Genomic DNA, 22,785 nt, shown 5'->3' with positions numbered 1-22,785 from the left:
AGGAGCTTATCATGGCTTGGTGGATTCTATTGGCAGCAGGCCTTCTGGAAGTCGTTTGGGCGGTTGGTCTTAAGTACACCGAAGGGTTTACCCGTTTCTGGCCTAGTTCGCTGACACTGGTCGCGTTGGTCGGTAGCATGTACCTCCTTTCGGTTGCTGTTCGTGATTTGCCTATTGGAACGGCTTATGCCGTTTGGGTTGGCGTGGGCGCGGCGGGAACCGCCATTTTGGGGATGGCTGTCTTGAACGAGCCGATCTCGCCGTTTCGCTTGTTCTTCATGGTTTTGCTGGGCATTGCCGTTCTTGGGCTGAAGTTCAGTGCAGCAGCTACGTAATACCGCACGATATGTTAAGAGTTCGTGAAGTCGCTTGTCAGCTTGGCTGTGCCTTAGGTACCTTGCCTCTTGGCATTGGTGTTTCTTAACAATCCCTTTTTGGGCATATACATGTCGGAACCTAAATCGCGGCGCGAATTCCTGAGTGATACGTTCTCTGTATTCGGGTCATTCGCCATTGGAGGGGCCCTCTCGACCTTTGGCGAGCGTACGGCACTTGGCGAAGCTGCCCGGCAATCGACTCCGTTGATTCCGATCAAGGATGAAGCGACTGGCCTGCCGCTGCTAAAGCTGCCCGAAGGGTTTCGCTATGTCTCGTACGGCTGGACAGGCGATGAAATGTCCGACCATCAGGCGACGCCAGCCGCTCATGACGGCATGGGCGTCATCGGCAAGAAGGGAAATAAGCTGCTGCTCACGCGGAATCACGAACTGAGCAATCCCGGCCCGGCATTCAATTACAAAAATGGTGCCCCGTTCGATCGTATGGCGACCGGTGGCTGCACCCAACTTGAGTTTGACACCCGGCGAGGCCAGTGGCTGACCAGCTACGGGGCCATTTCCGGTACGGTCCGTAACTGCGCCGGTGGGGTGACTCCTTGGGGAAGTTGGCTGACCTGTGAAGAGACCGACTACGGTCCTGAGAATGGCAACGAGCTGTCCCACTACGAAAAAGATCATGGTTGGGTCTTTGAAGTTCCTGCCGATGGAACGGCGACGGCGAAACCGATCAAGGAAATGGGCCGCTTTGTGCACGAGGCCGTCGCCATCGATCGCAAGACGGGCTATGTGTATCTGACCGAAGACCGAGGAAGCTCTGGCTTCTATCGCTTCCGTCCCACCAAGCCAGGGCAATTGGCTGAAGGTGGTGTACTGGAAATCGCCGAGGTCGTGGGCCAATCTGACCTGCGTGGTGGCTTCCCCGATGGCTCGTCGTTCCCGGTTAAATGGCACCGCATTGCCAATCCGGCTTTGGAAAAGACGAGTCCCGATGCCAAGGTCGACACAGTTTTCGAGCAAGGCCAGAAGCTGGGCGGTTCGACCTTCTCTCGACTCGAAGGCTGCTGGTACGGGAACGATCTGATTTACTTCGATGCGACCGATGGCGGTGGTGCCAAGGCAGGGCAGATCTGGCAGTTTGATCCGCAGCAGCAAACGGTCACGCTGCTTTACGAATCGCGCGACAAGCGTGTGCTGAACATGCCCGACAACCTGTGCGTCAGCCCGCAAGGGGGCCTGATTCTCTGCGAAGACAACGACTACGCCGGCGAAGACCCGCTGCCACAGCGGATGCTGACCCTGAGCAAGGATGGTCGTCTGAATAACTTCGCCGAGAACAACGTTATCCTCAACGGCGAGCACAACGGTCTGCGTGGCTCGTACGTCGACAAGGAATGGGCTGGTTCCACATTCAGCCCCGACGGCAAATGGTTGTTTGCCAACATTCAGACGCCTGGAATCACATTCGCGATTACCGGTCCGTGGGAAGACGTGTTGTTCTAATCGGCTGAACGCGTCTCAGGTAATTCGTAGATTTCATGGGCGAGCCGTTCCGCTTGTTTCTTGCGGTACCGCTGCGTGAACGCAAGCCATGGCTTGATGTCGGCCGGCAAGATGCAGAACTCGTGAGGACCTTCGTCGGTCTGACAAGCAATTTTGACGACGGTGGTCCAAGGGGACTGCAGCTTGATTTGCTGCACGTCACACGCCAGCAGGGACCGACGCGGAACTCGGTAACGCCGGTCGTCGCATTCGATGACCATTTCTCCCTTGGTCTTATCCAACTGAAGCATGCCGATGTCGATGATCTCGGCCTCGTTCGAGCCCAGCTGAAACGATGCCATCGACTTCGGCTGCGTTGAAGTCAACGTAACGAACTCGGATGGATGCTCTGCCAGCGAGACCCACGGGGCAGGGCGACTACCGATTTGTTTCCGAAGGAGTGATTCCCACCAGCGGTCCTGGCAGAACGCGTTGGTCAGGACGTAGATCATCGCGAAAAACAGCGTGATGCTTATCACCAAAAGTGCCAGCGACGCATTCCCTCCCAGGTTGAACCGAGCTGGTCCATATGCAGCGAGCGTATAGAACATGATGCCCAGGCCGATGGGGATCACCACGTTGGGCAGACCCAGTAAGAACCGCATGCCCAACGTGCGGACCTTTCGACGATGGGTTTCCGGCACGTCCTCAATCACTGCGATCGCCGTCGCCGTCATCGGATACGCCTGATCGGCCTCCGGTGAGCCGGTTGCCGAAATGTCGGCCGTCGGCGAAGCGAACGGATTGGTGGGTTCAGTGGTCATGACGCCTTCTTGAGCAGCAGAATACGATTCCTATATTCTTTCGCTTCTGCTTCCCTTTGACCATCGGTTTGCCAAAGATGATCGGTATTTCCGAGTCGAAAACAAAGCTCTTGGGGGCCTTCCTGGGTTTGAATGACTAGCCGCACGAACCAGTACGTGGTTGGATACTTCCGTAGTGGTTCTACCGAGACATCCAGTAAAGAGTTCACCGGAATTCGAAAGCGGAACTGATCGGCGTCGAGAAATAGCCGCTTCTGCTCAGGATCGATATGGGCATTCGCCACATAGGCAGTCATCTCGGCGCGTGAAAACACCCAGCGTGTTCGCGGGACGATCATGACAAACACAGGGTCATCTGACTCAGGCAGAGGGTCGATCGCTTCTTTGCGCTTACGAATAAGTTTTCTTAGTCTGCCACGGTCAGAGACGTCTTCGCGATCGTAAAACACCAAATACGGCACCATTAAGCCAAAGAAGAGAGCCACTGTAGCGGCGATCGCCCCCATATTCGCGAAAGTCCGTGTGCTTTCCGACGAGGAAAGAAGCAAAAAAATAAACGAGAACGTAAAGTAAATGAAGGCCAGCGACGACAAGAAGATCCCCAACCAGCGACCATTGCCCCACTTCCGGGCAACCGATATCGGACGTCCCCACGGTCTGGGAATTTCTTCGATCTTGGCTAGTTCAGTCGCTTCGTAAGGCCATGATTCTTCCTCCAACGGAGTCGTCGGCGGCATGGCTGCCAACTGGACCGCTTCTCGTTGGGAGACGGCTTGTGGTGAAGCGAACGGATTAGTTTCCTGGGACGTCATTTACAAGGATCTGGCTAATTCTCTTCCGTGCTTTTCCGCGGTGCTTTCTTTAGAAGCATGATGCGTCCCCAATACTTTTCGGCGACCGACTTTCGCTGACCATTCGATTGCCAGAAGCCATCGACATTTCCGACTCGCAGACAGACTTCCCGAGGACCATTCTCTGTTTGAATAATCAGACAAACGACCCAGATTTCTTTCTTTGATTTCGTTAGATAGTCGACTCCACATTTAAGGAGTGCATGCGAGGGAATCCAGAAGCGATGTTTGGCTCCTTCCAGGATGATCCGCGACTCGTACGGATTGATATGCAGTACGGCGACTTCCTGCGTGACATCCAATTCGGAAAACTGCCACCGCTCACGCGGGACGATCGCCACGAACTGACAGTTGGGGGAATTCAGCGAGGGTATCGGCTTGGTCTCACGCAACCGAAGTAGTTTGGCGAGTCGACGGAATGTCGAGACATCTTGCTGAAAGTAGTGACGGCTAATCGTTAGTAGAAACAGAACCGCCGGCAGGACGACAAACAGCAAGGAAGTCACGTGGTGTATCAGCAGGCTATTCATCGCATCGGAATTGCCAGAGAGCCACGCGATCAGCACCATCACGCCAATCCAAAGCCCGTAGCAGCCGACTATGCTCAAAAGGGAAAAGGAGATGATCTTGCCCCATGAGCGTCCTGGCACGATCGGTCGACCCAGAGGGGGCTCGATTTCCTCGATCACTGCTAGCTCGGTGGCCTCGAACGGCCATTCCTCTTCTGCCACGGCCGAAACGACGGACGGGGCCTCGTCCGGCGAAGCTTGCGGCGACTGAAACGGATTGATGGGATCTTTGGGCATCACGGCGATAAGGGAACCTTTTGGGGGCGTAATTGTCCGAATTCTAGGGCAAACCCGCCAGGCAATCGAGCGAATTGCTCGATGCCGACCCACGTAGACGCCTGAGGGACCACTGAGGTACACTAAGACGTTTACCCGTTAACGACTTACGCCAACCACCCACTTCAAGCAGAATCGACGCCATGGAAATGGAAAAGCTCGTCTCGTTGTGCAAACGGCGAGGCTTCATGTTTCAGTCATCCGAAATCTATGGAGGAATCAATGGATTTTGGGACTACGGCCCGCTGGGCGTCGAGCTGAAACGAAATATCAAGGATGCCTGGTGGCGTGATATGGTCACCGGACACGACGACCTGGCCCAACTTCCTGGTGCCCCGGCTGCGTACGAGATGACCGGTCTCGACTGTACGATCATCATGCACCCTCAGGTCTGGAAGTGCAGTGGTCACTACGACCTTTTCCACGACTACATGGTCGACTGCCGCGAGTCGAAGAAACGCTATCGCCACGACCAGATCCAAGGTCGCTGGGTCGAAGCCAAGGGCAAGAAGATCTTCGCCACCGCCGGTAGTGATTCCGAATCGCCTGAGGCCGACATCGAACGCCAGGCACTCAAGTTCTTCGGCATGCGTTCCAAGAACGCGGACGAACTGAAGTGGGATGGTCCACTCGTTTCGTTGACCACGGTCGATGATTTCGAGCAGGTTCTCGGACCTGATGCCAAGAGCCTGGGAACGCTGACTCCGCCGCGCGAATTCAACCTGATGTTCAAGACGACGATCGGTGCGTTGGGTAGCGAAGCCGATACGGCGTTCCTGCGTCCGGAAACGGCTCAGGGTATCTTCGTGAACTTCAAGAACGTGGTCGACAGCAGCCGCGTTCGTGTTCCCTTTGGTATTGCCCAGGTTGGTAAGAGCTTCCGCAACGAGATCACGCCGCGTAACTTCACGTTCCGCTCGCGTGAATTCGAGCAGATGGAAATCGAGTTCTTCTGCCATCCTGACTCGTCGCAAGACTGGTACCGCTACTGGCGCGAACGTCGCTTCCAGTGGTACAAGGACATGGGGCTGGACGAGGGCAAGCTGATCCTCCGCGAACATGATCCGGAAGAGTTGGCCCACTACTCGATCGGTACGGCCGATATCGAATATGCGTTCCCATTCCTGCCGGAAGGGGAGTATGGCGAATTGGAAGGGATTGCCCACCGAGGTGACTTCGACCTGCGTAGTCACATGGAAGGCAAGCTCGATCCGAGCACCAACCCGATGACCGTCGAGCTGAACGAGGATGGCAAGCCAAAGCATCGTGGTAGCGGCAAGGACTTGTCGTACCGCGATGACATCACCGGCGAACGTTTCGTGCCGCATGTGGTCGAGCCATCGGCCGGTGCCGACCGTGCCACGCTGGCCTTCTTGTGCGAAGCCTTCACCGAAGACGAAGCTCCGGACGACAAGGGCAAGATGCAAACCCGCACGGTGATGAAATTGCACCCGCGGATTGCCCCGATCAAAGCGGCCATCTTCCCACTGGTGAAGAAGGATGGCATGCCGGAGATGGCACAGGACATCTACCGTTCGTTGAAGAAGGACTACAACGTCTTCTACGACGAGAAGGGTGCCGTCGGGCGTCGTTATCGTCGACAAGACGAAGCGGGTACTCCGTTCTGTATCACGGTCGATGGCGAAAGCATGCAGGACCAAACGGTCACTATCCGCCATCGCGACACGCTGGAACAGTGGCGCGTCAAAGCCGATGATCTCAGCGGCGAACTGAAAAAGCTGATCGGTTAAGAGCGAACCGATTTGAAGACTCAGCCTTGCTCCCTCTCCCGTGAAGGGAGAGGGCTAGGGTGAGCGATTCTTGGACGCAGGTGACGTCTCGCTTACCGCGATTCCGGCTTAGGAGAGCTACCCCACAGCTTGCTCCACCACGAAGGCACTTCTTCTTCTGCGGCAAAGGTAGTGTCCACGAATTCGTAGGCCACCATGTACGATTGCAGACTCATCAGCAAGTGACGGGCTCGTTCGATCGCGTCTCGTTTACGTCGGTCGCGATTGCGACGCGGGGCAATGGAAATCTGGACCTTGGTATGCTGCCCACCTTTTTCGCCCGTGATCGGGCTGAACTTAAGTTCGATGATCAGCGGAACGGCACGGTCTGCCACACGCCGCTGAAGCGGCAAGGATTCCCCGTCGACCATGATCTTGATCGCTTCTTCGTTCACGCTCAGCACTTCGGCGCGGTGATCGGCAACAAAGCCACGGATCTTTTCCGCAGCCAGGTTGAGCGGCACCTTGGTCTTCATTGCACGCTTGATCAGCACCTCCGGTTCGACCGGGGCAAACATGCGGGTAAACCAGCTGCGACGATCACCGATTTCAGGCTCTTTCAGGCCGCTACCGATCTGGGTGACGATGTTACGACCCATTTCCTTCGATTGCAGTAAAGCTCGGTCGGCACGGTTTAAGATCGAGTCTGCCGTATCACCACGCTGTAGCTCGGTAACACCAAAGCTGGCGGACATGGTCTTGCCACCTAGTGCCGGTTGTGGCGTCGCCGCGACTTCGCTACGAATCTTTTCGGCCAGTTGGCCCGCTTCTTCATTACTGCAACTCGGGCAGAGGATGACGAATTCTTCGCCGCCGTACCGTGCACAGATGTCTGCCGAGCGAGCATGTTGCTGAAGCTGTTTTGCAAAGCAAATCAGCGCTTCGTCGCCGGCCTGGTGTCCAAACGTATCGTTGATCTTTTTGAAGAAGTCGATGTCGCAGATGATCACACTGCACGCTCGGCCAGCGGTCGTGTGACGCTCGACCATGTCGACCAGTCCGCGGTCCATTTCGGCTCGGTTCACCAGGCCGGTAAGTGGATCACGGGTCGCTTTGTAATGCAGCGATTGAATCTGTTCTTCTAATGACTCGACACCTGAGGTGTCGTGCATTTGGATGGTCGTGCCGAGGCTCTTACCGTCTTCGCCAACCACCGGAACGATATGGGCCGTGACGGTCACGAACTTACCGCCTGAGTTGCGGATTGAAAGACGATGCATGCCCTGGGTGCCGGCGGTGATGGACACGCGTACCGGATCGGTCTCGTGGGTGAATTTGCGACCTTGGTGATCGGCGAGGCCGAGCAATTCAGATGTCCAATAGTGACCTTCGACCGCGTCACGCGTCAAACCCGTGAGACGTTCGGCGGCTTGATTCCAGCCGAGGATCTGCTGGTTGATATCGATGAAGACAACCGCGTCGTGAATATGGCGAACGATGCTTTCCTGGAACGGTGCTAGTGAACGCATCTTCGACGGGTTGGCCCCATTCTGATTCACGCGCCAATGCTTGTTGACTTGTTCGGGGGAAAGAACCTTAAGCCAGTTGCGTGTCGATTGGCCGCTGGTTGGCAACGGATGCGACATCATCTCGCAGAAGTTACTGACCAGGTCAGGATCGAACTGGGAACCAGCAAAGGACTGCAACTCGGCGAATGCCCGTTCTTTCGAGCGAGCTCGGCGGAAAATCTGGTCGACCGTCATCGAGTCAAAAGCATCGGCGATCGCCAGCATGCGTGCTTCGATCGGGATGTCTTTTCCTTTGAGCTGATAGTCGCCTTGCGTTCCGTCGAACCAGGCATAGTTGTAGCGGATCAGATCGACGATCTCTTCGCCATCGCAGCAAGCCGAAAGGATCTCCAGGCCGATGTCCTGGCTGCGCTCCATCAATTGCTGTTCTTCGGCTGCCAACTTGCCGGGGGAAGCCAATACATAGTCAGGCACACCCATCTTGCCGATATCGTGCAGCAGGGCGGCGACTTCGAGTTGATCGCGTTGGTAGGCTTCCAGGTCAAGAGTTGCGGCCCAACGAGAGCACAACTTGGCAACACGCAGCGAGTGCGATGCGGTCGGGAAATGCTTTGCCTGCAGCGAGTAGAACAAGCCTGAGGCAATACCCAGGCTGACTTGAATCAGTTGATTGTCTGCTTCACCAAATTCTTCATCGACGGTTTCGTCCGAGTCCTGGTCGGCCCATGCAATGAGATTCGAAATGGTGTGAATCGGGTCATCTGCGGGACCGAGTGCTTCGTCCGCAGGGTCGAATGAACCTGAGTTAGTATGAGGTTCCATGGCCATCAGTTGCTGCTGCCCGTTGCTTACCGCGCTTGTGTGTTGTTGGAAGGTTAGCGCTGAAAGGTACGTTGGAATCCGTAGACCAGCAAACTCCCCCCGTCCAAGAAATGAGAATTCCATTAGAACCATAGCTCGTAGGCGTCTGATGGACCGCTGGAAAGAGAAAACGTCTCGTTGTCGCGCGTGAATAATTGCGATAAGTTGAGTTTTGATGGTTCTCCGGTTTTTACCGATTGTTAGGCTTGCTCTTCAGGAAAGTTGTCGACGGATATGCGACTGATCAGCTACCAAAGTGAAACTGGCCCACGCACGGCCGTGGCCCATGGTGATGGCTATGTCGACTTACACCAGGCCGACCCATTGTTGCCAACTCAGATGAAGCACTTGCTTCCGATGCTATCGATGCATAGGGAGGCCATCTTGGAAGCCGCGGAAGAAGGGCGATTGATTGATCCGCGTAAGCTTCGCTTGCTTCCCCCGGTTGTCGAACCGCAAAAGATTCTTTGCATCGGTTTGAATTACGCCGACCATGCCGCCGAGACCGGGGCGACCGTCGGCGACGAACCGGTTGTCTTCAATAAGTTCCCAACATGCCTGCGAGCTTCTGGCCAGCCGATCGAGCTTCCTTCGGTAAGCAGCCAGGTCGACTACGAAGCGGAATTGGTCGTCGTGATCGGTCGTGCCGGAAAGAATATTCCCCAGGAAGAGGCCATGAGCCATGTTGCCGGCTACGCAGTCGGGCACGACGTCTCGGCACGCGATTGGCAAAAGGGCAAGCCTGGCAAGCAGTGGCTACTCGGCAAGGCGTTTGATAGCTTCGCCCCGCTGGGTCCGGAATTGGTAACGGCCGACGAGATTGAGGATCCGCACAACTTGCGGATTCAGTGCCGACTCAACGGCGAAACGATGCAAGATTCTTCGACGAGCCAGTTGATCTTCCGCGTCGACTTCTTGATCTCTTATCTTTCTCAGGTCTGCACGCTGATGCCGGGCGATTTGATTTACACCGGAACACCACCTGGGGTGGGCATGGCTCGCAATCCACCCGTCTTTTTGAAGCCGGGCGATACGGTCGAAGTTGAGATCGAAAAGCTCGGTATTCTGACCAATCCGGTGATCGCCGGTAAATAGGTTGGGCACATAAGCAAGGGAGGCTAGTCGAAGGGATGTCTTCGCTAGCCCTGCCAGCAAATTCGCCCGACTTTACGCGTTTTACGTGATGCGATAAGCGTCTCTCATTTGCTGGCTAAATAGTGATCAGCAATCGTTCAGAACGCTTCGTTCGATTGCCGAAATGACATATGTAGGATGATTAAATGCCACAGGGAAGTGGTCATTTCTTTCACCAGGGATGGATGTGAGCATGCAATTCAGGCGGAATGGCCTGCGCGACGAGCGTCGTCGCCGGGCCCTCATGGACGATCGCGCTAGCGATTCAGGCAACCAGTCTACGTCGAACACCGCAGACGACACTGTATGTCGTTCGGCTCGGACTTATTCGAAGACTGCCGTAGACGAGCGAAGGATTCGCATCGTCGATGTGGTTCCTGTCTATCTTGTCCACGTCACGCTCATTTATTCCGCCATCGTGCTTACCGTTGCCGTGCTGCTAGCCATGCATCATTACGGCGCAAACATCGTCCGTTGGGCCGACCTGACCCGAGTCGATAGTTTAGGAACGTACCTTTCCGCTGGCTCGCTCTTTGTCGGGGCCATGCTGGCATTTCTCACCTATCGAATTCGACGTCATCGCCTAGATGACTACCGCGGCCGTTATCGTTGTTGGCTGTGGTTTGCCGGGCTGTTGTTGTTTGCCAGCTTGGACTGCATGTTGAACTTCCGCTCAGATGTCGCTCGAGGCTTGGAAGCTGTTACCCGTGTTCGCCTGCTCGGGCAGACGGATGGCTGGTGGGTCGTTGTCTGGTGTGTGGCCTACGGATCGATGACGCTTCGGGCACTGATCGAAGTTCGCGAAAGCAAAGGGACGATTGCCGTCGGGCTGATCAGCGCTGTGTTGCTATTCACCGGTATGGCGCTGCAGATGGACTTGCTTTTACTGCCCAGCAGCGTTCCGGCAGGTCTGGCATTGCATGCGGCCCAGCTGCTGGGTGTCGGGCTGTTGCTGGCGACGCTTATTCAATATTCGCGGTTTGTGTGGCTAGACGCCCAGGGGCTCATCTCGCGACGGTCGATCAGCGTGGAAGAGGAAACCGACGAGGAAGCCAAGCCGCGGAAGACAACCCGCCGCACTCGCACCGCCGCGAAGAAACCAGCCGCGAAGTCGAATGCGGACGAGACGACCGACGAGAACGAAGAAGAAGCCAAGCCACGTCGCGGATGGTTCTCGTTTGGCAGAAAGAAGACTGAAGAGACTGACGAGGAAGCTGACAAGCCGGCAAAGCGGCCTGCGAAGCCAGCCGCCAAGTCGACCGACGAAGAGTCCGAGCAAGACGAAAAGCCAATGCGTGGCTGGTTCTCGTTCGGTCAGAAGAACGTAGAAGACGACTCGGCCGATGATCAGGAAGTCAAATCGCCGGCCAAGCCGAAGATTGCGGCTTCGACGGACCAGGACGACTCGGCCGAAGAGAAGCCTAAGCGATCGTGGTTCTCGTGGGGTAAGAAATCGTCCGAAGATGCCGACCAGGAAGATGCGGCATCCACCGACGAAGAGCGGACGACCATGACGCCACGGGTCAAAACACGTCCAAAGCAGCAGCCGTCAGCTCAGCAGCGTCCTGCCGGGAACCAGGCCCCCACCATCACCGGCAAGTACTCGCAGGATGACGATGACTCGGCAAATTCGAGCGAGGACGCCGAAATCTTACGGTTGGAATCGAAGCCAGAGCATTTGCTCAGCAAGGCCGAACGGCGACGTTTAAAGAAGTTAAAACGTCGGGCAGCCGCCTAAATCGCCGCAGCCCCTTTGACGGGCTTTGCCGCAAGCGTCTAAGCTTAGGGATCGTTCCGGGCGTTTCCCTCCCAACAAGGGGGAGACGCTGCCCTCGTTCGGTTCCTCAAGCAACGGCTTAAGCCCTCGTCATCATGGCAACAGTTCGTACTCGCTTCGCCCCCAGTCCGACCGGCTATTTGCACATCGGTGGTGTTCGCTCTGCACTTTTCAATTGGCTGTTCGCTCGCAAGCATGGCGGCCAGTTCATTCTGCGGATCGACGATACTGACCAACAACGCAACGTCGACGAGGCCCTGCAGCCGATCCTCGATGGCTTTCGTTGGTTGGGTATCGATTGGGACGAAGGTCCCGAAGTCGGCGGCCCGTACGAGCCCTATTACCAATCGCAAAGGTCCGACAAGTACAAAGCCGCCGCGCAGAAGCTGATCGAGAACGGTTTCGCCTACTACGACTACTCAACGCCTGAAGAGATCAACGCCGAGCGTGATCTGGCGCACTTTGAAAAGAAGCCGTTTCAATACAGCCGCACGTGGATGGCAACTACGCCGGAAGAACGAGCCAAGTTCGAGGCCGAAGGACGTAGCTTTGTCGTTCGCCTGAAGATGCCGCGCGAAGGCAACTGTGAGTTCACCGATGCCGTCCGCGGTGATGTCTCGTTCGAGTGGGCCAAGGAAAACGATCACGTCATCCAGCGGAGCGATCGTTCCTGCTTGTATCATCTGGCCAGCGTGGTCGACGATCATGACTTACAGATCTCGCACGTGATTCGAGCCGAAGAACACTTGCCCAATACACCGCGGCAGATCTTCATCGCCCAGTCGCTGGGATATGAGTTGCCGGTGTATGCTCACCTGCCGTATGTCGCCGAGCCTGGTAGCAAGAACAAGCTAAGCAAGCGCAAGCTCGAGAAGTATCTGAAGAACCCCGACTTCAAGCGGATCAACGAGCATGGCCAGGAGATTGCCCATCGTATGGGAATTGAGATGTCGGCCGAAACGTTCAACCCGGTGATCGTCGACTTCTACGAACTGACCGGCTATTTGCCTGCCGCGATCCTGAACTACCTGGTCCTGCTGGGCTGGTCGCTGGACGACAAGACCGAAGACTTCACTGTCGACGAGATGATCCAGCACTTCAGCTTGGAACGTGTCACGAAGGCTCCGGCGAGCTTCGATGCGAAGAAGCTGTGGGCTTTCCAGGATCGCCATCTGCAAAAACTTTCGGTGGCCGAGAAAGCCGCCGGGATGATGCCTTTCCTGACCAAGGCCGGCCTGGTGGCCGATCCCAATGCCGAAGGGGAAATGGAAAAGCTCGAGCGGATTGTTGCCGCGTGTGGCGATCGTTTGAAGGTCATGGGGGACATCCTTTCGTACGCCGACTACTTCTATGTCGACGACGACAAGATGGAAATGGACGAGAAGGGCTTCAAGAAGCGACTTTCCAGCCCTGAATCGCAAGCTATACTGGCGACCTTCCGCAATCACCTTTCCGACGTCGAAGATTGGACCGTCGAGCACCTCGACAAAGAGATGCACGCGTTCATCGATGAAGCTGGCGTCAAGATTGGCGACATCATTCACGGCGTTCGCCTGAGCGTAACCGGCAAGACGGTTGGCCCTGGCATGTTTGATTGCCTGGCAATTTTGGGCAAAGAGTCGTGTCTGAAGCGTATGGACGCGACGTTGCATTTGGCCCAGGAAACATTTCCACCTGAATCTGAATAGTCACCGAATGTCCGACGAAACAAGCGATGCGTCTGCGTCCTCCATTCCGATTGTGAAGCTCCGCCCACGCAAGGCTCAACCCTTCTTTGGGCGGCATCCTTGGGTGCGTGATAGCGGCATCGATAAAGTGATCGGCAAGGTGCAAGATGGCGACGTCGTCCAACTGCATAGCGATAAAGATCGTTTCATCGCGTATGGCCTGATCAATCGCAACAGCCACCTGCGGGTTCGGCTTTACTCTTGGGACCAGCAACAGCCACTAGAAGACGCCTTTTGGCGAAGCCGCCTGGAGCGTGCCATCTTGATGCGCCGCGAATTGGGGCTGCTACAGGACAACGCTGGCTGTCGGCTCGTCTACAGCGAAGCGGACGGGCTCAGCGGGCTGATCGTCGAAAACTTCGCCGGGCATCTGATGATTCAGGTCACCTCGCTGGGGATGTTCCGCCGAATCGAAAGCATCGCGGCGATCCTGACCGACCTGCTCCAGCCGAAAAGCATCTCGCTGCGCGGGGAAGCCGGCATTTTGAAGCTCGAAGGTCTGGAAGTGGAACCGCAGCTGCTTTCCGGGGAATTGCCAAGCGAAGCGATCGAGATCGTCGAAAACGACCTGCGTTACGAAGTCGATCTGACGGAAGGACAAAAGACCGGTTTTTACCTCGATCAGCGCGACAACCGACGTGTGGCGGCCAGCTATTTGCCGCCCAGCGCCAAGGTGCTGGATATGTTCTGCTACAGCGGCGGCTTTGCGATGAATGCTGCCAAGCACGGCGGTGCGGCATCGGTGCAGGGGGTCGATGGAAGTGGTCCGGCGATTTCCGCGGCGCAGCGAAACGCCGAACGAAACCAGCTGAGCAACGTTTCGTTCGAGAAGGCCGACTGCTTCGATTACTTGAAGGCCCGCGTCGATGCCGGCGACAAGTACGATGCAATCATTCTCGACCCACCCAAGTTCACCAAGTCGCGTCGCACGATTGACGAAGCCCTGCGGGCCTACTTCCACATCAATCGGCATGCTACGCAACTGTTGCGGCCCGGTGGCATCCTGGTGACGTGCAGTTGCAGTGGAAACGTGAACCGCGAAGAATTTCTGATGATGCTGCTGGGCGTGTCGCAGAAAACGGGACGCGACCTGCGTCTTTTGGAACAGCGTGGAGCTGCTCCGGACCATCCGGTCAGCGCAACCTGCCTGGAAAACGAATACCTGAAGTGTTTCATCGCCAGCGTCGGCTAGGCGTTATCGAAACACCGTCAGGTTACCAAATTGCCCGTTGTGATCGTCATCGGGCAGGTCGTCCGAGCGACCTTCCCGTTTGGGTGGTCCAACGTGACGGCGAAGCTCTTCCACCAGGATCTTGCGGTCGGACGGGGCCATGAAGACTTCAACGGGCCCACGTCCACGGATGTCGAAGGCAATCAACGAAGCGGCATCGTCCCAGACGGTGTAGCTAAGGATGCGATTCCAGCGGCAAGGATAGAATCCGCCGATCATCATGCCTTCTTCGTGAACTTCTAGATCGTGCCCTTTGGTGTTCAAAAAGAACTGCACCAGCCACGGCATACTTGCCAACGCACCAAAGCCAGCCATCACCACGAACGGCAGAAAGCCGTTAAGCGGCAGGTCAGGCTTTTTTTCCATCAGCAGAGGAATCCACAGCAGAAACAGCGATAGCGTGTGCATTCCGCCTCCGAGCAGCAAGTTACGGTAGAGTGAGGATTGAAATCCATCCACCGTGAATTGCCATTCCCCCAAGCGACTGCTGGCGACGCTGCGCCAGGTAATAATCAATGCTACTAGCGACGCGTCCAAGACCAACACCGTGACCAGGCACAGCAGGTACGTTGTGGTCTCGGCCGAGGAGACGTCCGCGGTGAAAAAGAGGGGAGCAAACGCAACGCCCAGCGAGAGTCCCATGATGATGCCGCCGATGCCGCGAAGCCATCGAGCTTGGCGTGACGGCTCTTCCGAGCCGTGATTGAATCGTAAATGCGAGGGCGAATCGCTTTCGTTACTTGGATTGGTCATGAGTGCTTTGAGGGGGCAAGGCGATCAACGATCGGGCAAAACGTTTTCACGCGGAAAACGCGCAACGATCTCTCTTTCGATTCTTAACGACAACAATAGGCTGAGCGTTCTCTCAATTAGCTTGCGGGTTGGCTGTCCCCGAAAACCACCGCCTTGCAGAACGTCAGCCGGCAGAGCATCTGCTAAGATGTCCTGCTTCTAGGATCAATCAATAGTAACGATACCTGAACCTGGGACCACTAATTTTTGTTTTTTTAAGTCTGTCAATTATACCGCCCCAAGGGTGAAAAATAACCATGAAAGTGATTGCCTCGCACAACGGCTTGGAAGCAACCCGCTTAGCTTGGCAGAAGCTAGAGGCCGGTTCTCCGCTGATCGACGCCTGCGTCGACGGAGTGACTCTGGTGGAAGACGACCCGGATGAGCTAACAGTTGGCTATGGCGGCCTTCCGGATGAACAGGGACATGTAAGTCTGGACGCGGCTGTGATGGACGGCCGATCGCACCGTGGTGGCTCGATTATTGGCCTTTCTGGCGTTCGTCACGTTTCTAAGGTCGCTCTTCGGTTGATGCGAGAATCACGCCGCGTAATGCTGCACGGAGACGGAGCTGATGCGTTTGCTCGGGCGTGTGGCTTTCCGACAGAAGACCTGCTGACTGAGAAAGCACGCAAGCTGTGGCGACTGTGGAAGAGGACCTATCAGGCCAACAAGGAGTGGCTACCGGCTCCGGCGGATGACGAAACCGAGGAGTTGATGAAGATCTTAACACAGTTCTATCGTCACCCTGGCGGGACGGTCCACGCGGCGGGACAGGATCCCCAAGGGCACCTGGCCTGCGTGACCTCGACCAGTGGACACTGCTTCAAGACCAAGGGACGCGTGGGTGACTCACCCATTTTCGGAGCCGGACTGTACGTCGATGATGAGCACGGTACCTGCGGAAGCATTGGTCACGGCGAAGCGAACCTACTGAACTGTAGCAGCTTTCACGCGGTGCACTTGATGGGGCAGGGGATGTCGCCCCGGGATGCCGGCATGGCGACCTTAGAGCACGCAGCCAAGCATGCTCCACCATTTGAACTAGACCCACTGGGACGCCCTAACTTCAACCTGCAGCTTTACCTGCTGGCGAAGGATGGCACACATGCTGGAGTGTGCCTGCGAGGAGACTGGAAGATTGCCATCACCGACGACGCAGGCTCTCGGCTTGAGACCTGCGAGGCGATGTTTCCCAGCGACTAGAAGCCCGATGCGTCCCCCTTCAAAGCATTGGCGTTGTCGGGCGCGGCACGCATCTTCCCTTCCAGCTCAATCTTGAGGGAATCGGTAGGCTCATTGATGACGACCGTTAGTTCGCTTGTCGTCGCGTCCGCATATTCCCTAGGAAGCAAGTTGACCGACTGACCGCCAGGCCCCAAGGCATTCACGAGGACGGTCACGGGGTGCTCACCGGGAACGACTCCATCCCCGTTCTCAAACGTGGTCAGCGTGAAGGTCCCATCGCTAGGGTTGATCTTTCCGGTGGCGGGTCGATTATCGGCCGGAATAACTTGGACGAAGCCGTCACCTTTGAAGGTTAACGGTTCGCCATTGAGAAGAACCTGCCCTGAGACTTTCACCCGAGACGGGCGACCGTCACCACAACCTACAAGCATCAGCGCAGCAAATGCTGCGCTGATCAACAAGAATTTTGACATAAGGCAATCTCTGATGAGTGTTCAACGAGTTAAAGCTCAGACGTTCGCCTCGTCTAGTTAATCGTTTTGGGTTGGCCGGATGACCGCTGACCAAGCAACTTGTAGATGGTCAGGTTGATCGTTTCAGGAATGAAGTGAACCGAACCATCGCCAAAGGCAAAGTTACCTCCGCCTGGGTGCCGACTGCCAAAGGCACCATTGAGTGCTTCGCCATAGGGCGACGTGGTGACGCCTTGTCCTGGCGGAGTGTTGACTGGGTTTTCGGTGGATCGCAGCGAGTCCAAGTGGCGCCCTGCGATGGTCCAGCGATTGATGTGATTAGATAGGTGACCATCAATCACTTCACCCACAAACATCACGTTCGACAGACCGTCGGTCGCATCTTGCACGCCGAACGAATCACGATAGACAAACATGCCAGAGTTTTCCCACTTCACCTTCGAGCCGATGCCCTGCGAAGGACCGAAGTGCCCCGAGACCAATGCGTAGGAACTGGTAGCCCAGTTCTTGCTGCTGGCGTTCACCGTTTCAGGCATGGTGCTGCTTGGGCAAACATAAGCATCCGGACGCGTCGTCAACGTCGATTCCGGCAACGACCCTGGGAACGCCGAGCCAGGACCGTACGGGGCGAACAATTCGTACAGGTTGTTCTCTTCCAGGAAGGGGAGCAACAGCACGAAGGCGCTTGTGCCGGGACCGTTTTGTGGGCTACAGGCACCGTCGCAACCAAGACGTCCGGTAGGGAACACCTTGAAGCTCGATTCATAGTTGTGCATGGCCAGAATGATTTGCTTTTCGCCATTGGTGCATTGCATACGACGGGCTGCCTCTCGAGCCTGCTGCACGGCAGGTAACAACAGAGCAATCAGCACGCCGATAATGGCGATGACGACAAGCAACTCGACCAACGTAAAAGCATGAGTTTTGCGCATGGAGGTACCAAAAGAGAAGGGAGAAAGATACGGAATAACTACGCAACACCGCCGGTAACGTTGCGTTCCGACGAATCAGGCGGGAAGTGATTAGATTTCCCGGGAAAAGTATTATTCCGCAAATATAGTTAAAACAGATGAGTTTGTTAATTGCCCTGAAGGGTGGAACGCTTCTGCGTCAATGGATGGGCGATGGTTAGAATTGGCTCCCCATTAGGACATTTTCCGCGCACGAATCCGGCAATCTGGTGATTTCGGTCGATTGCAACGGCACCGATCGAGATGTCCGCGTTCGAAGGTCCGGAAAGAATCTCAATGCCTTTTGTGAAAGTGATCGGCCTGCAGATATCCCAGGCAATTTGGGTGGGCTCTTCGTCCTGCTGAATCAGCATATAAGCGAACTGACGATCGAACCGATCGCCTCCCGCTAGATTAACTTGTCCCCACTGTCCGTCCTGCTCAATATTCTCAATTCGCAGCAGGGCCAGTTGGGACTCCTCGTCCATTCCCAGGCATTTAGCAGGGAATTTCTTGCCGTCATCTCGAACGATTTCGACCTGCTGATCCCGCTTCCAATCGTCGTCCCCCAGCATGGCAAAGATGCCTTGGCCCTGGTCGATCATAATGGCTGGACGAACCGGTTTTTTGGGGCGATGAACCTGGACTAGTGTTTTTGGGAGGTAGTTCATTAAGTCATCGGATCGCTTCTGCCAGTTGTCCCAGTTGTTGTTGATGGGCGAAATCGAGGCCAATCGCTCGTAATGCCCGGCACTACTGGCGAAGACAAAATGGTCCCAGATCGACGTGCCTTTTCCGACCGATTGAATCGCAATTCCGGTGATGTTGATCTCGCGGAGGTTGGAGTAGATATCGGGTCCGACCACGTGCCATTCACCCGGCTTGGTACTCTTGGGGGCGAGTTCGATCACTCCTTTTTCTGCCTTATCGGTTCCAACCGAATAGATCGTCGGCGACTCCGCGTCTCGGCCATGCATCAGGCGAATCTGGACATAGCCGCTACCCTTCTTCTCAAATGCGAAACGCAACTGCCGGTACTGACCCGGTAGCGGTCGTTCCCGGATTTCGATCGGGCGATCAAAGCTGGCAATCTGAACCCAGGGTCCGTCATTGATCTCGAGGGCCGGTCGGCTGACCAGGCGGATCTCGTTGTTCCATTGCGCGTCAGCCGGTTGCCCATCGAGGGTGAGCAAGCCTTCGATCTGTTCTTCCGTGGGAGCATCCAGCACCGGCATCAGGAACGATGGTTCCGACAGGAAGTGAATCCCTCGCCAGTCGACGCTGATGTTATCGGGGCCAGGCGATTGTGAAATTTCGAGCGCGACTTCATGCCCAGCGAAGGGAGTCAGATCGACCAAGTAGGGCGCCGGTGTGTTGACGTGATCGTGCGTGTTAACGTTCTTCAGTGGTTCCGAAAGTACCGGAATGTCATTGATACGAACTTCAAGGTTCGGCTCATCCCCGCCATCGAACTTGGCCGTGTTGATTTCCAGGTAGGTGGTTTCCGGGGCGATCTTCTTAGTCATCGTAAGACGCAGAGGCTCGTCCTTCGCCACGACGGTCGTCCGCCACGAGGGGGACTCGTACGTGTATTCGACGCGGCGACGTGTCGTTTGGAATCGAAGCTTGGTCAAGTCCGACGCGACTTGCCATCCGTTCCAGGCCAGGATCGTTTCAGGCGTTCGCTGGTAGATCGCTTCGCGTAGCTTCTCGCCGTCGAGTTCAATACGCGGCTCGATCCAGTTTGCCATGTCGCGAATGTCAAACGGATCGGCGCCATTGGGTCGCCCGTGATGGGCCATGTCGACTTCCAATATCAGCTGTCCGTCGCGTGGTACTTCGTTCCAGCGAACGTTGCCGGCATCGGCTGTCTTTTCCGAACCGACGATTGCGTCAGATTGAAACTTGGGAGATCCCTCCCAAGAGACGAACACCCGCCCGCGAATGCAACCACGATCGTGCGCGGCCTGATCGATTCCAACCATCGTACGAAACGCCGTTGCCATCGGGGGCAGGTTGAAGCTTAGGCGGCTGGGGGCCATGACACCAAAGCTCCATCCGCTGATGCGATCACCTGACTTGGCGGTGCCGGCGAGGATGCCGCGGTTGATGCGTGCCGAGAAACCATTGCGCGAGAACATGGCTCCGTCCCGGCTCTCTTGATAGGGCAAGCGAAACAACGGAATTTCGTCGAAGGCCCAACTGCGTCGCATCCAGGTCGAACGGCATTCGATCCAGATCGGATCGAGCGACCAGGCAGGCTGGATACCATGAACCCAACGATCGGAATTGTTGTTGTCGCCGCGCGAGTCGGCATCGATCCGCTGCACGCTGGTGGTGGCGACCAGGCCGTCGGACGTTTCCCATTGCACCAGTCGCTGCTGATCGGCCGGTTCGACCTTGCCGCTTGGGAAAAGGATCGCCAGCTCTCGTAAGTGGCTTTCCCATGGGGATTCGATATCCAGGTGTAGTTCGGCAATTTCGTGAAAGCCGAACGACATCCGCTCGCGATCAACCAACAGGTGGATGCCTGCTTCCGAGAAGCGAATCGCGCGGAAGGTGATCTCGCGACCGTTCTTCAAAAAGACCGTTGCCGGCACGTGACGATCGACTAGGGCTGGCATCTGTTCCCAAACGACCTTCCGCACAAAGTCACGGCGGACGCGGATATCCGAACGATAACGCGAGTTGGAGGATCGGCGAAACGCAAAGCTAGGCGTAATCAGAAAGTGCTCAGGTACGTCGGCCTGGTACTCAATTCCTTCAGGCACGTAGGCATCGGGATGTCCTGGGATGCGGTCTCCCGAGAATAGCTCGATGTAAGCGTTGGGCATTTCGGCCGGTCCCAGCGAGCGGTCCATCATCCACCGCATGGGATTGCCGCCATTGATCAGGCTTTGCCCAGCCAACTGTGGCATCGCATTGCCGGAATACCAATTGCGCAGGACGTCGTCTTCAACCACTCGGCCATCTTCCAGCAGGGCCACAAACCGCTTTTCTTCGTCACCATAGGCGGAAGCGCTAATTGTGCAGGCAGAAATCAATAGGCAGAGCAGGGCGGAGCGAAAAGGCAATTTCACGACCTTTCGGGGCATTCAAGCGAAAAACGAGGGGTTCCAAGACGCCACAAGAAAATGACCACAATGCCTATTTGGTTTCATGCGGTACGTTGCAGTCGGAGCGAATTCCCCGATAATGAGGCGTTTTGCGAGGTTCATTATGGACCAGACAGGGAGAACTTCCCATCGTTTGGTCGCAACCTTGCACCCATTGAAAACGATTTTCCCCCGCTCACGCTAAAACGAAAGACGTCCCCATGCCACTTTTGGTCGTCGGATCCATCGCCATCGATTCCATTCACACGCCCACCGAGGTTCGCGAGAACATCATTGGCGGATCGGCCACCCACTTCTCCTATGCCGCCAGCTTTTTCAGCGGTGTGAGCATGGTTGGTGTTGTGGGTGAAGACTGGCAGGAAGAGCATACCCAGCTTTTCGCGGAACGTGGGATTGATACGACCGGCATCGAAGTCGAAAAGGGGGGCAAGACGTTCCGCTGGACTGGCAAGTATCACGACAACATGAACGATCGTGACACGTTGGAAGTTCATCTGAACGTGCTGGAAAACTTCAGCCCGACTCTTTCGGAAGAAGCCACGCGTTGCCCCTTCGTGTTTCTGGCCAATGGCTCGCCGACGACGCAGCTTAAGGTGCTCGATCAAATGACCGGCCCTCGTCTGGTGGTCGCCGATACGATGGACCTGTGGATCGAGATTGAACGCGACGAACTGATGAAGCTGCTGGGCCGCATCGACGGCTTGGTGCTCAACGACAGCGAAGCCAAACTGCTGACCCAGGAAGAAAACCTGGTCAAAGCCGGTCAGAAGGTCCTGGAAATGGGGCCGAAGTTCGTCGTTTTGAAGAAGGGCGAGCATGGTGCGATGTTCTTCTCGGAAAAAGAAACGTACGTGATGCCTGCGTTCCCAACGCCGGAAGTGGTCGATCCGACCGGTGCTGGCGACAGCTTCGCCGGTGGCATGATGGGTTACCTGACCGAAAAGAACGAGTTCGATCCGAAGACGCTGAAGGAGGCCATGGCTTACGGTACCGTTGTGGCCAGCCTGATTGTCGAAGACTTCAGCATGGATCGTTTGAAGGGTGCCAGCCGCGATGAAATCGACGGCCGTTTCGCCCAATACCGTCAGATGCTCACCTTCTAAGGCGCTCTGCTTCATGGAAGCGACTCGCTGTTTTCTGGCCGTTCGCATTTCGACGGACGTTCGTCGCCGAGCCGAGAAGCTGATCAAAAAGCTCTCGGCAGCCGAGGCGGACGTGAAGTGGGTCGAGTCAGAGAACCTGCACATCACGACCAATTTTCTGGGTGACGTGACCAGCCAGGACGTGGTCGATATCTCTCGGAAAACGATCGAGGTCGCTGCTGAACATGCGGCCTTCGATCTCGAGATGATTGGCACGGGGGCATTTCCCGATGTCGAAAATCCCCGCACGCTGTGGATTGGGGCCAATGCTGGTGCTGAGCAGCTCATTTCGCTGCAGGAAGATCTGACTGAGCAACTGGCCGCGATTGGGTTTCCGCCCGATTCCCGCAAGAAGTATCACCCCCATCTCACGCTCGGACGGCTGAAACGCTTCAGCGGCAAGGTGGAAGACCTGAAGACTTTGCTGGTAGAAAACGCCGAATTGCCAATGGGTGAGTGCCACGTGAAAGAAGTTTGCATCTTTGCCAGCAAACTGGATCGCACCGGCCCCAAGTACACGCTGATCGGTCGCGGCTCGCTCGGGTAACGGTCCGTCTGCTCCGGCGATGTTACATGGCGTGATTCGTAAGTCCTTGTTCTGACAGGGTTTTCGGACTTCTTTCCACTTTCTGGAAATTCTTTTCCGCCCCTGGACCTAACGTGTCCTGCCCCTCACCGATCATTAATTTCAGAAACAACACAGAAACAAGATTGCATGGCCGATGCAAATTTGTACACTGTTCATCTGTGCACTTGGACTTTCAGGCCGCTTGCAGTGCCTGCAGTCTTTCCGCATAAA

18 protein-coding genes are annotated in these 22,785 nt (G+C 56.0%); 10 read left to right on the top strand and 8 right to left on the bottom strand.

Features of this window, described 5'->3' with window-relative positions; all coding sequences use genetic code 11:
• Positions 1–11 precede the first annotated feature (11 nt).
• Positions 12–335, top strand: coding sequence for a DMT family transporter (locus PSR63_RS04290; RefSeq protein WP_274331035.1), 324 nt, complete (start codon positions 12–14; stop codon positions 333–335).
• 111 nt (positions 336–446) lie between these two features.
• Positions 447–1,838 carry an alkaline phosphatase PhoX gene (locus PSR63_RS04285; RefSeq protein WP_274331033.1) on the top strand — a complete coding sequence of 464 codons (1,392 nt, stop codon included), beginning with the start codon at positions 447–449 and terminating at the stop codon, positions 1,836–1,838.
• Here PSR63_RS04285 and PSR63_RS04280 read toward each other — a convergent pair.
• From PSR63_RS04280 to PSR63_RS04270, 3 genes are read right to left on the bottom strand one after another with little or no spacing between them, the layout of a single operon-like run.
• On the bottom strand, positions 1,835–2,641 hold the full coding sequence (locus PSR63_RS04280; protein WP_274331031.1) for a hypothetical protein: 807 nt from the start codon (positions 2,639–2,641) through the stop codon (positions 1,835–1,837). The two genes, PSR63_RS04285 and PSR63_RS04280, sit on opposite strands and share 4 nt — an antisense overlap.
• Positions 2,638–3,453, bottom strand: coding sequence for a hypothetical protein (locus tag PSR63_RS04275; RefSeq protein ID WP_274331029.1), 816 nt, complete (start codon positions 3,451–3,453; stop codon positions 2,638–2,640). Before PSR63_RS04275 ends, PSR63_RS04280 begins: the two co-directional genes overlap by 4 nt.
• A 14-nt stretch (positions 3,454–3,467) precedes the next feature.
• Positions 3,468–4,298, bottom strand: coding sequence for a hypothetical protein (locus PSR63_RS04270; protein ID WP_274331027.1), 831 nt, complete (start codon positions 4,296–4,298; stop codon positions 3,468–3,470).
• A 188-nt stretch (positions 4,299–4,486) separates the two neighbouring features.
• On the opposite strand from PSR63_RS04270, the gene PSR63_RS04265 reads away from it, so the two are divergent.
• The gene (locus PSR63_RS04265; RefSeq protein ID WP_274334288.1) at positions 4,487–6,088 is read left to right on the top strand and encodes a glycine--tRNA ligase; all 1,602 of its coding nucleotides are present in this window, start codon (positions 4,487–4,489) and stop codon (positions 6,086–6,088) included.
• A gap of 92 nt (positions 6,089–6,180) precedes the next feature.
• Here the strand turns inward: PSR63_RS04265 and PSR63_RS04260 are convergent, their stop codons facing one another.
• Positions 6,181–8,418 (bottom strand): sensor domain-containing diguanylate cyclase/phosphohydrolase, encoded by a 2,238-nt coding sequence (locus tag PSR63_RS04260; RefSeq protein WP_274331025.1) that lies wholly within the window; start codon positions 8,416–8,418, stop codon positions 6,181–6,183.
• 273 nt (positions 8,419–8,691) lie between these two features.
• Between PSR63_RS04260 and PSR63_RS04255 the strand changes: the two genes are divergently transcribed.
• The 4 genes from PSR63_RS04255 to PSR63_RS04240 all read left to right on the top strand — a co-directional run bounded on the left by PSR63_RS04255 (position 8,692) and on the right by PSR63_RS04240 (position 14,287).
• The gene (locus tag PSR63_RS04255; protein WP_274331024.1) at positions 8,692–9,552 is read left to right on the top strand and encodes a fumarylacetoacetate hydrolase family protein; all 861 of its coding nucleotides are present in this window, start codon (positions 8,692–8,694) and stop codon (positions 9,550–9,552) included.
• Between the two features lie 232 nt (positions 9,553–9,784).
• The gene (locus PSR63_RS04250; RefSeq protein ID WP_274331022.1) at positions 9,785–11,329 is read left to right on the top strand and encodes a hypothetical protein; all 1,545 of its coding nucleotides are present in this window, start codon (positions 9,785–9,787) and stop codon (positions 11,327–11,329) included.
• Between the two features lie 134 nt (positions 11,330–11,463).
• Entirely contained in the window at positions 11,464–13,056 is a 1,593-nt protein-coding gene (gene gltX / locus PSR63_RS04245; protein ID WP_274331021.1) for a glutamate--tRNA ligase, read from the top strand.
• A gap of 7 nt (positions 13,057–13,063) precedes the next feature.
• Positions 13,064–14,287 carry a class I SAM-dependent rRNA methyltransferase gene (locus tag PSR63_RS04240; RefSeq protein ID WP_274331019.1) on the top strand — a complete coding sequence of 408 codons (1,224 nt, stop codon included), beginning with the start codon at positions 13,064–13,066 and terminating at the stop codon, positions 14,285–14,287.
• 3 nt (positions 14,288–14,290) lie between these two features.
• On the opposite strand, the gene PSR63_RS04235 is transcribed toward PSR63_RS04240, so the two are convergent.
• Positions 14,291–15,079 (bottom strand): hypothetical protein, encoded by a 789-nt coding sequence (locus PSR63_RS04235; protein ID WP_274331018.1) that lies wholly within the window; start codon positions 15,077–15,079, stop codon positions 14,291–14,293.
• A 296-nt stretch (positions 15,080–15,375) separates the two neighbouring features.
• Between PSR63_RS04235 and PSR63_RS04230 the strand changes: the two genes are divergently transcribed.
• Positions 15,376–16,323 carry an isoaspartyl peptidase/L-asparaginase gene (locus PSR63_RS04230; RefSeq protein ID WP_274331017.1) on the top strand — a complete coding sequence of 316 codons (948 nt, stop codon included), beginning with the start codon at positions 15,376–15,378 and terminating at the stop codon, positions 16,321–16,323.
• Here the strand turns inward: PSR63_RS04230 and PSR63_RS04225 are convergent.
• The 3 genes from PSR63_RS04225 to PSR63_RS04215 all read right to left on the bottom strand — a co-directional run bounded on the left by PSR63_RS04225 (position 16,320) and on the right by PSR63_RS04215 (position 20,802).
• Positions 16,320–16,778 (bottom strand): hypothetical protein, encoded by a 459-nt coding sequence (locus PSR63_RS04225; RefSeq protein ID WP_274331016.1) that lies wholly within the window; start codon positions 16,776–16,778, stop codon positions 16,320–16,322. The two genes, PSR63_RS04230 and PSR63_RS04225, sit on opposite strands and share 4 nt — an antisense overlap.
• Before the next feature lie 53 nt (positions 16,779–16,831).
• The gene (locus PSR63_RS04220) at positions 16,832–17,710 is read right to left on the bottom strand and encodes a DUF1559 domain-containing protein (protein ID WP_274331015.1); all 879 of its coding nucleotides are present in this window, start codon (positions 17,708–17,710) and stop codon (positions 16,832–16,834) included.
• A 146-nt stretch (positions 17,711–17,856) separates the two neighbouring features.
• Positions 17,857–20,802: a hypothetical protein gene (locus PSR63_RS04215; protein ID WP_274331014.1), complete on the bottom strand. Its 2,946-nt coding sequence runs from the start codon at positions 20,800–20,802 to the stop codon at positions 17,857–17,859.
• A 242-nt stretch (positions 20,803–21,044) separates the two neighbouring features.
• Here PSR63_RS04215 and PSR63_RS04210 point away from each other — a divergent pair, with 242 nt between their 5' ends.
• Complete coding sequence (locus PSR63_RS04210; protein ID WP_274331012.1) at positions 21,045–21,947, top strand: PfkB family carbohydrate kinase; 903 nt, start codon at positions 21,045–21,047, stop codon at positions 21,945–21,947.
• 13 nt (positions 21,948–21,960) lie between these two features.
• Entirely contained in the window at positions 21,961–22,533 is a 573-nt protein-coding gene (gene thpR / locus PSR63_RS04205; protein WP_274331010.1) for an RNA 2',3'-cyclic phosphodiesterase, read from the top strand.
• Positions 22,534–22,785 lie beyond the last annotated feature (252 nt).

The organism is Bremerella sp. P1 (genome assembly GCF_028748185.1).
Taxonomy (GTDB): Bacteria; Planctomycetota; Planctomycetia; order Pirellulales; family Pirellulaceae; genus Bremerella.
Note: the sequence above shows the minus strand (reverse complement) of the source record. Positions and strands in the feature narration are given on the sequence as shown.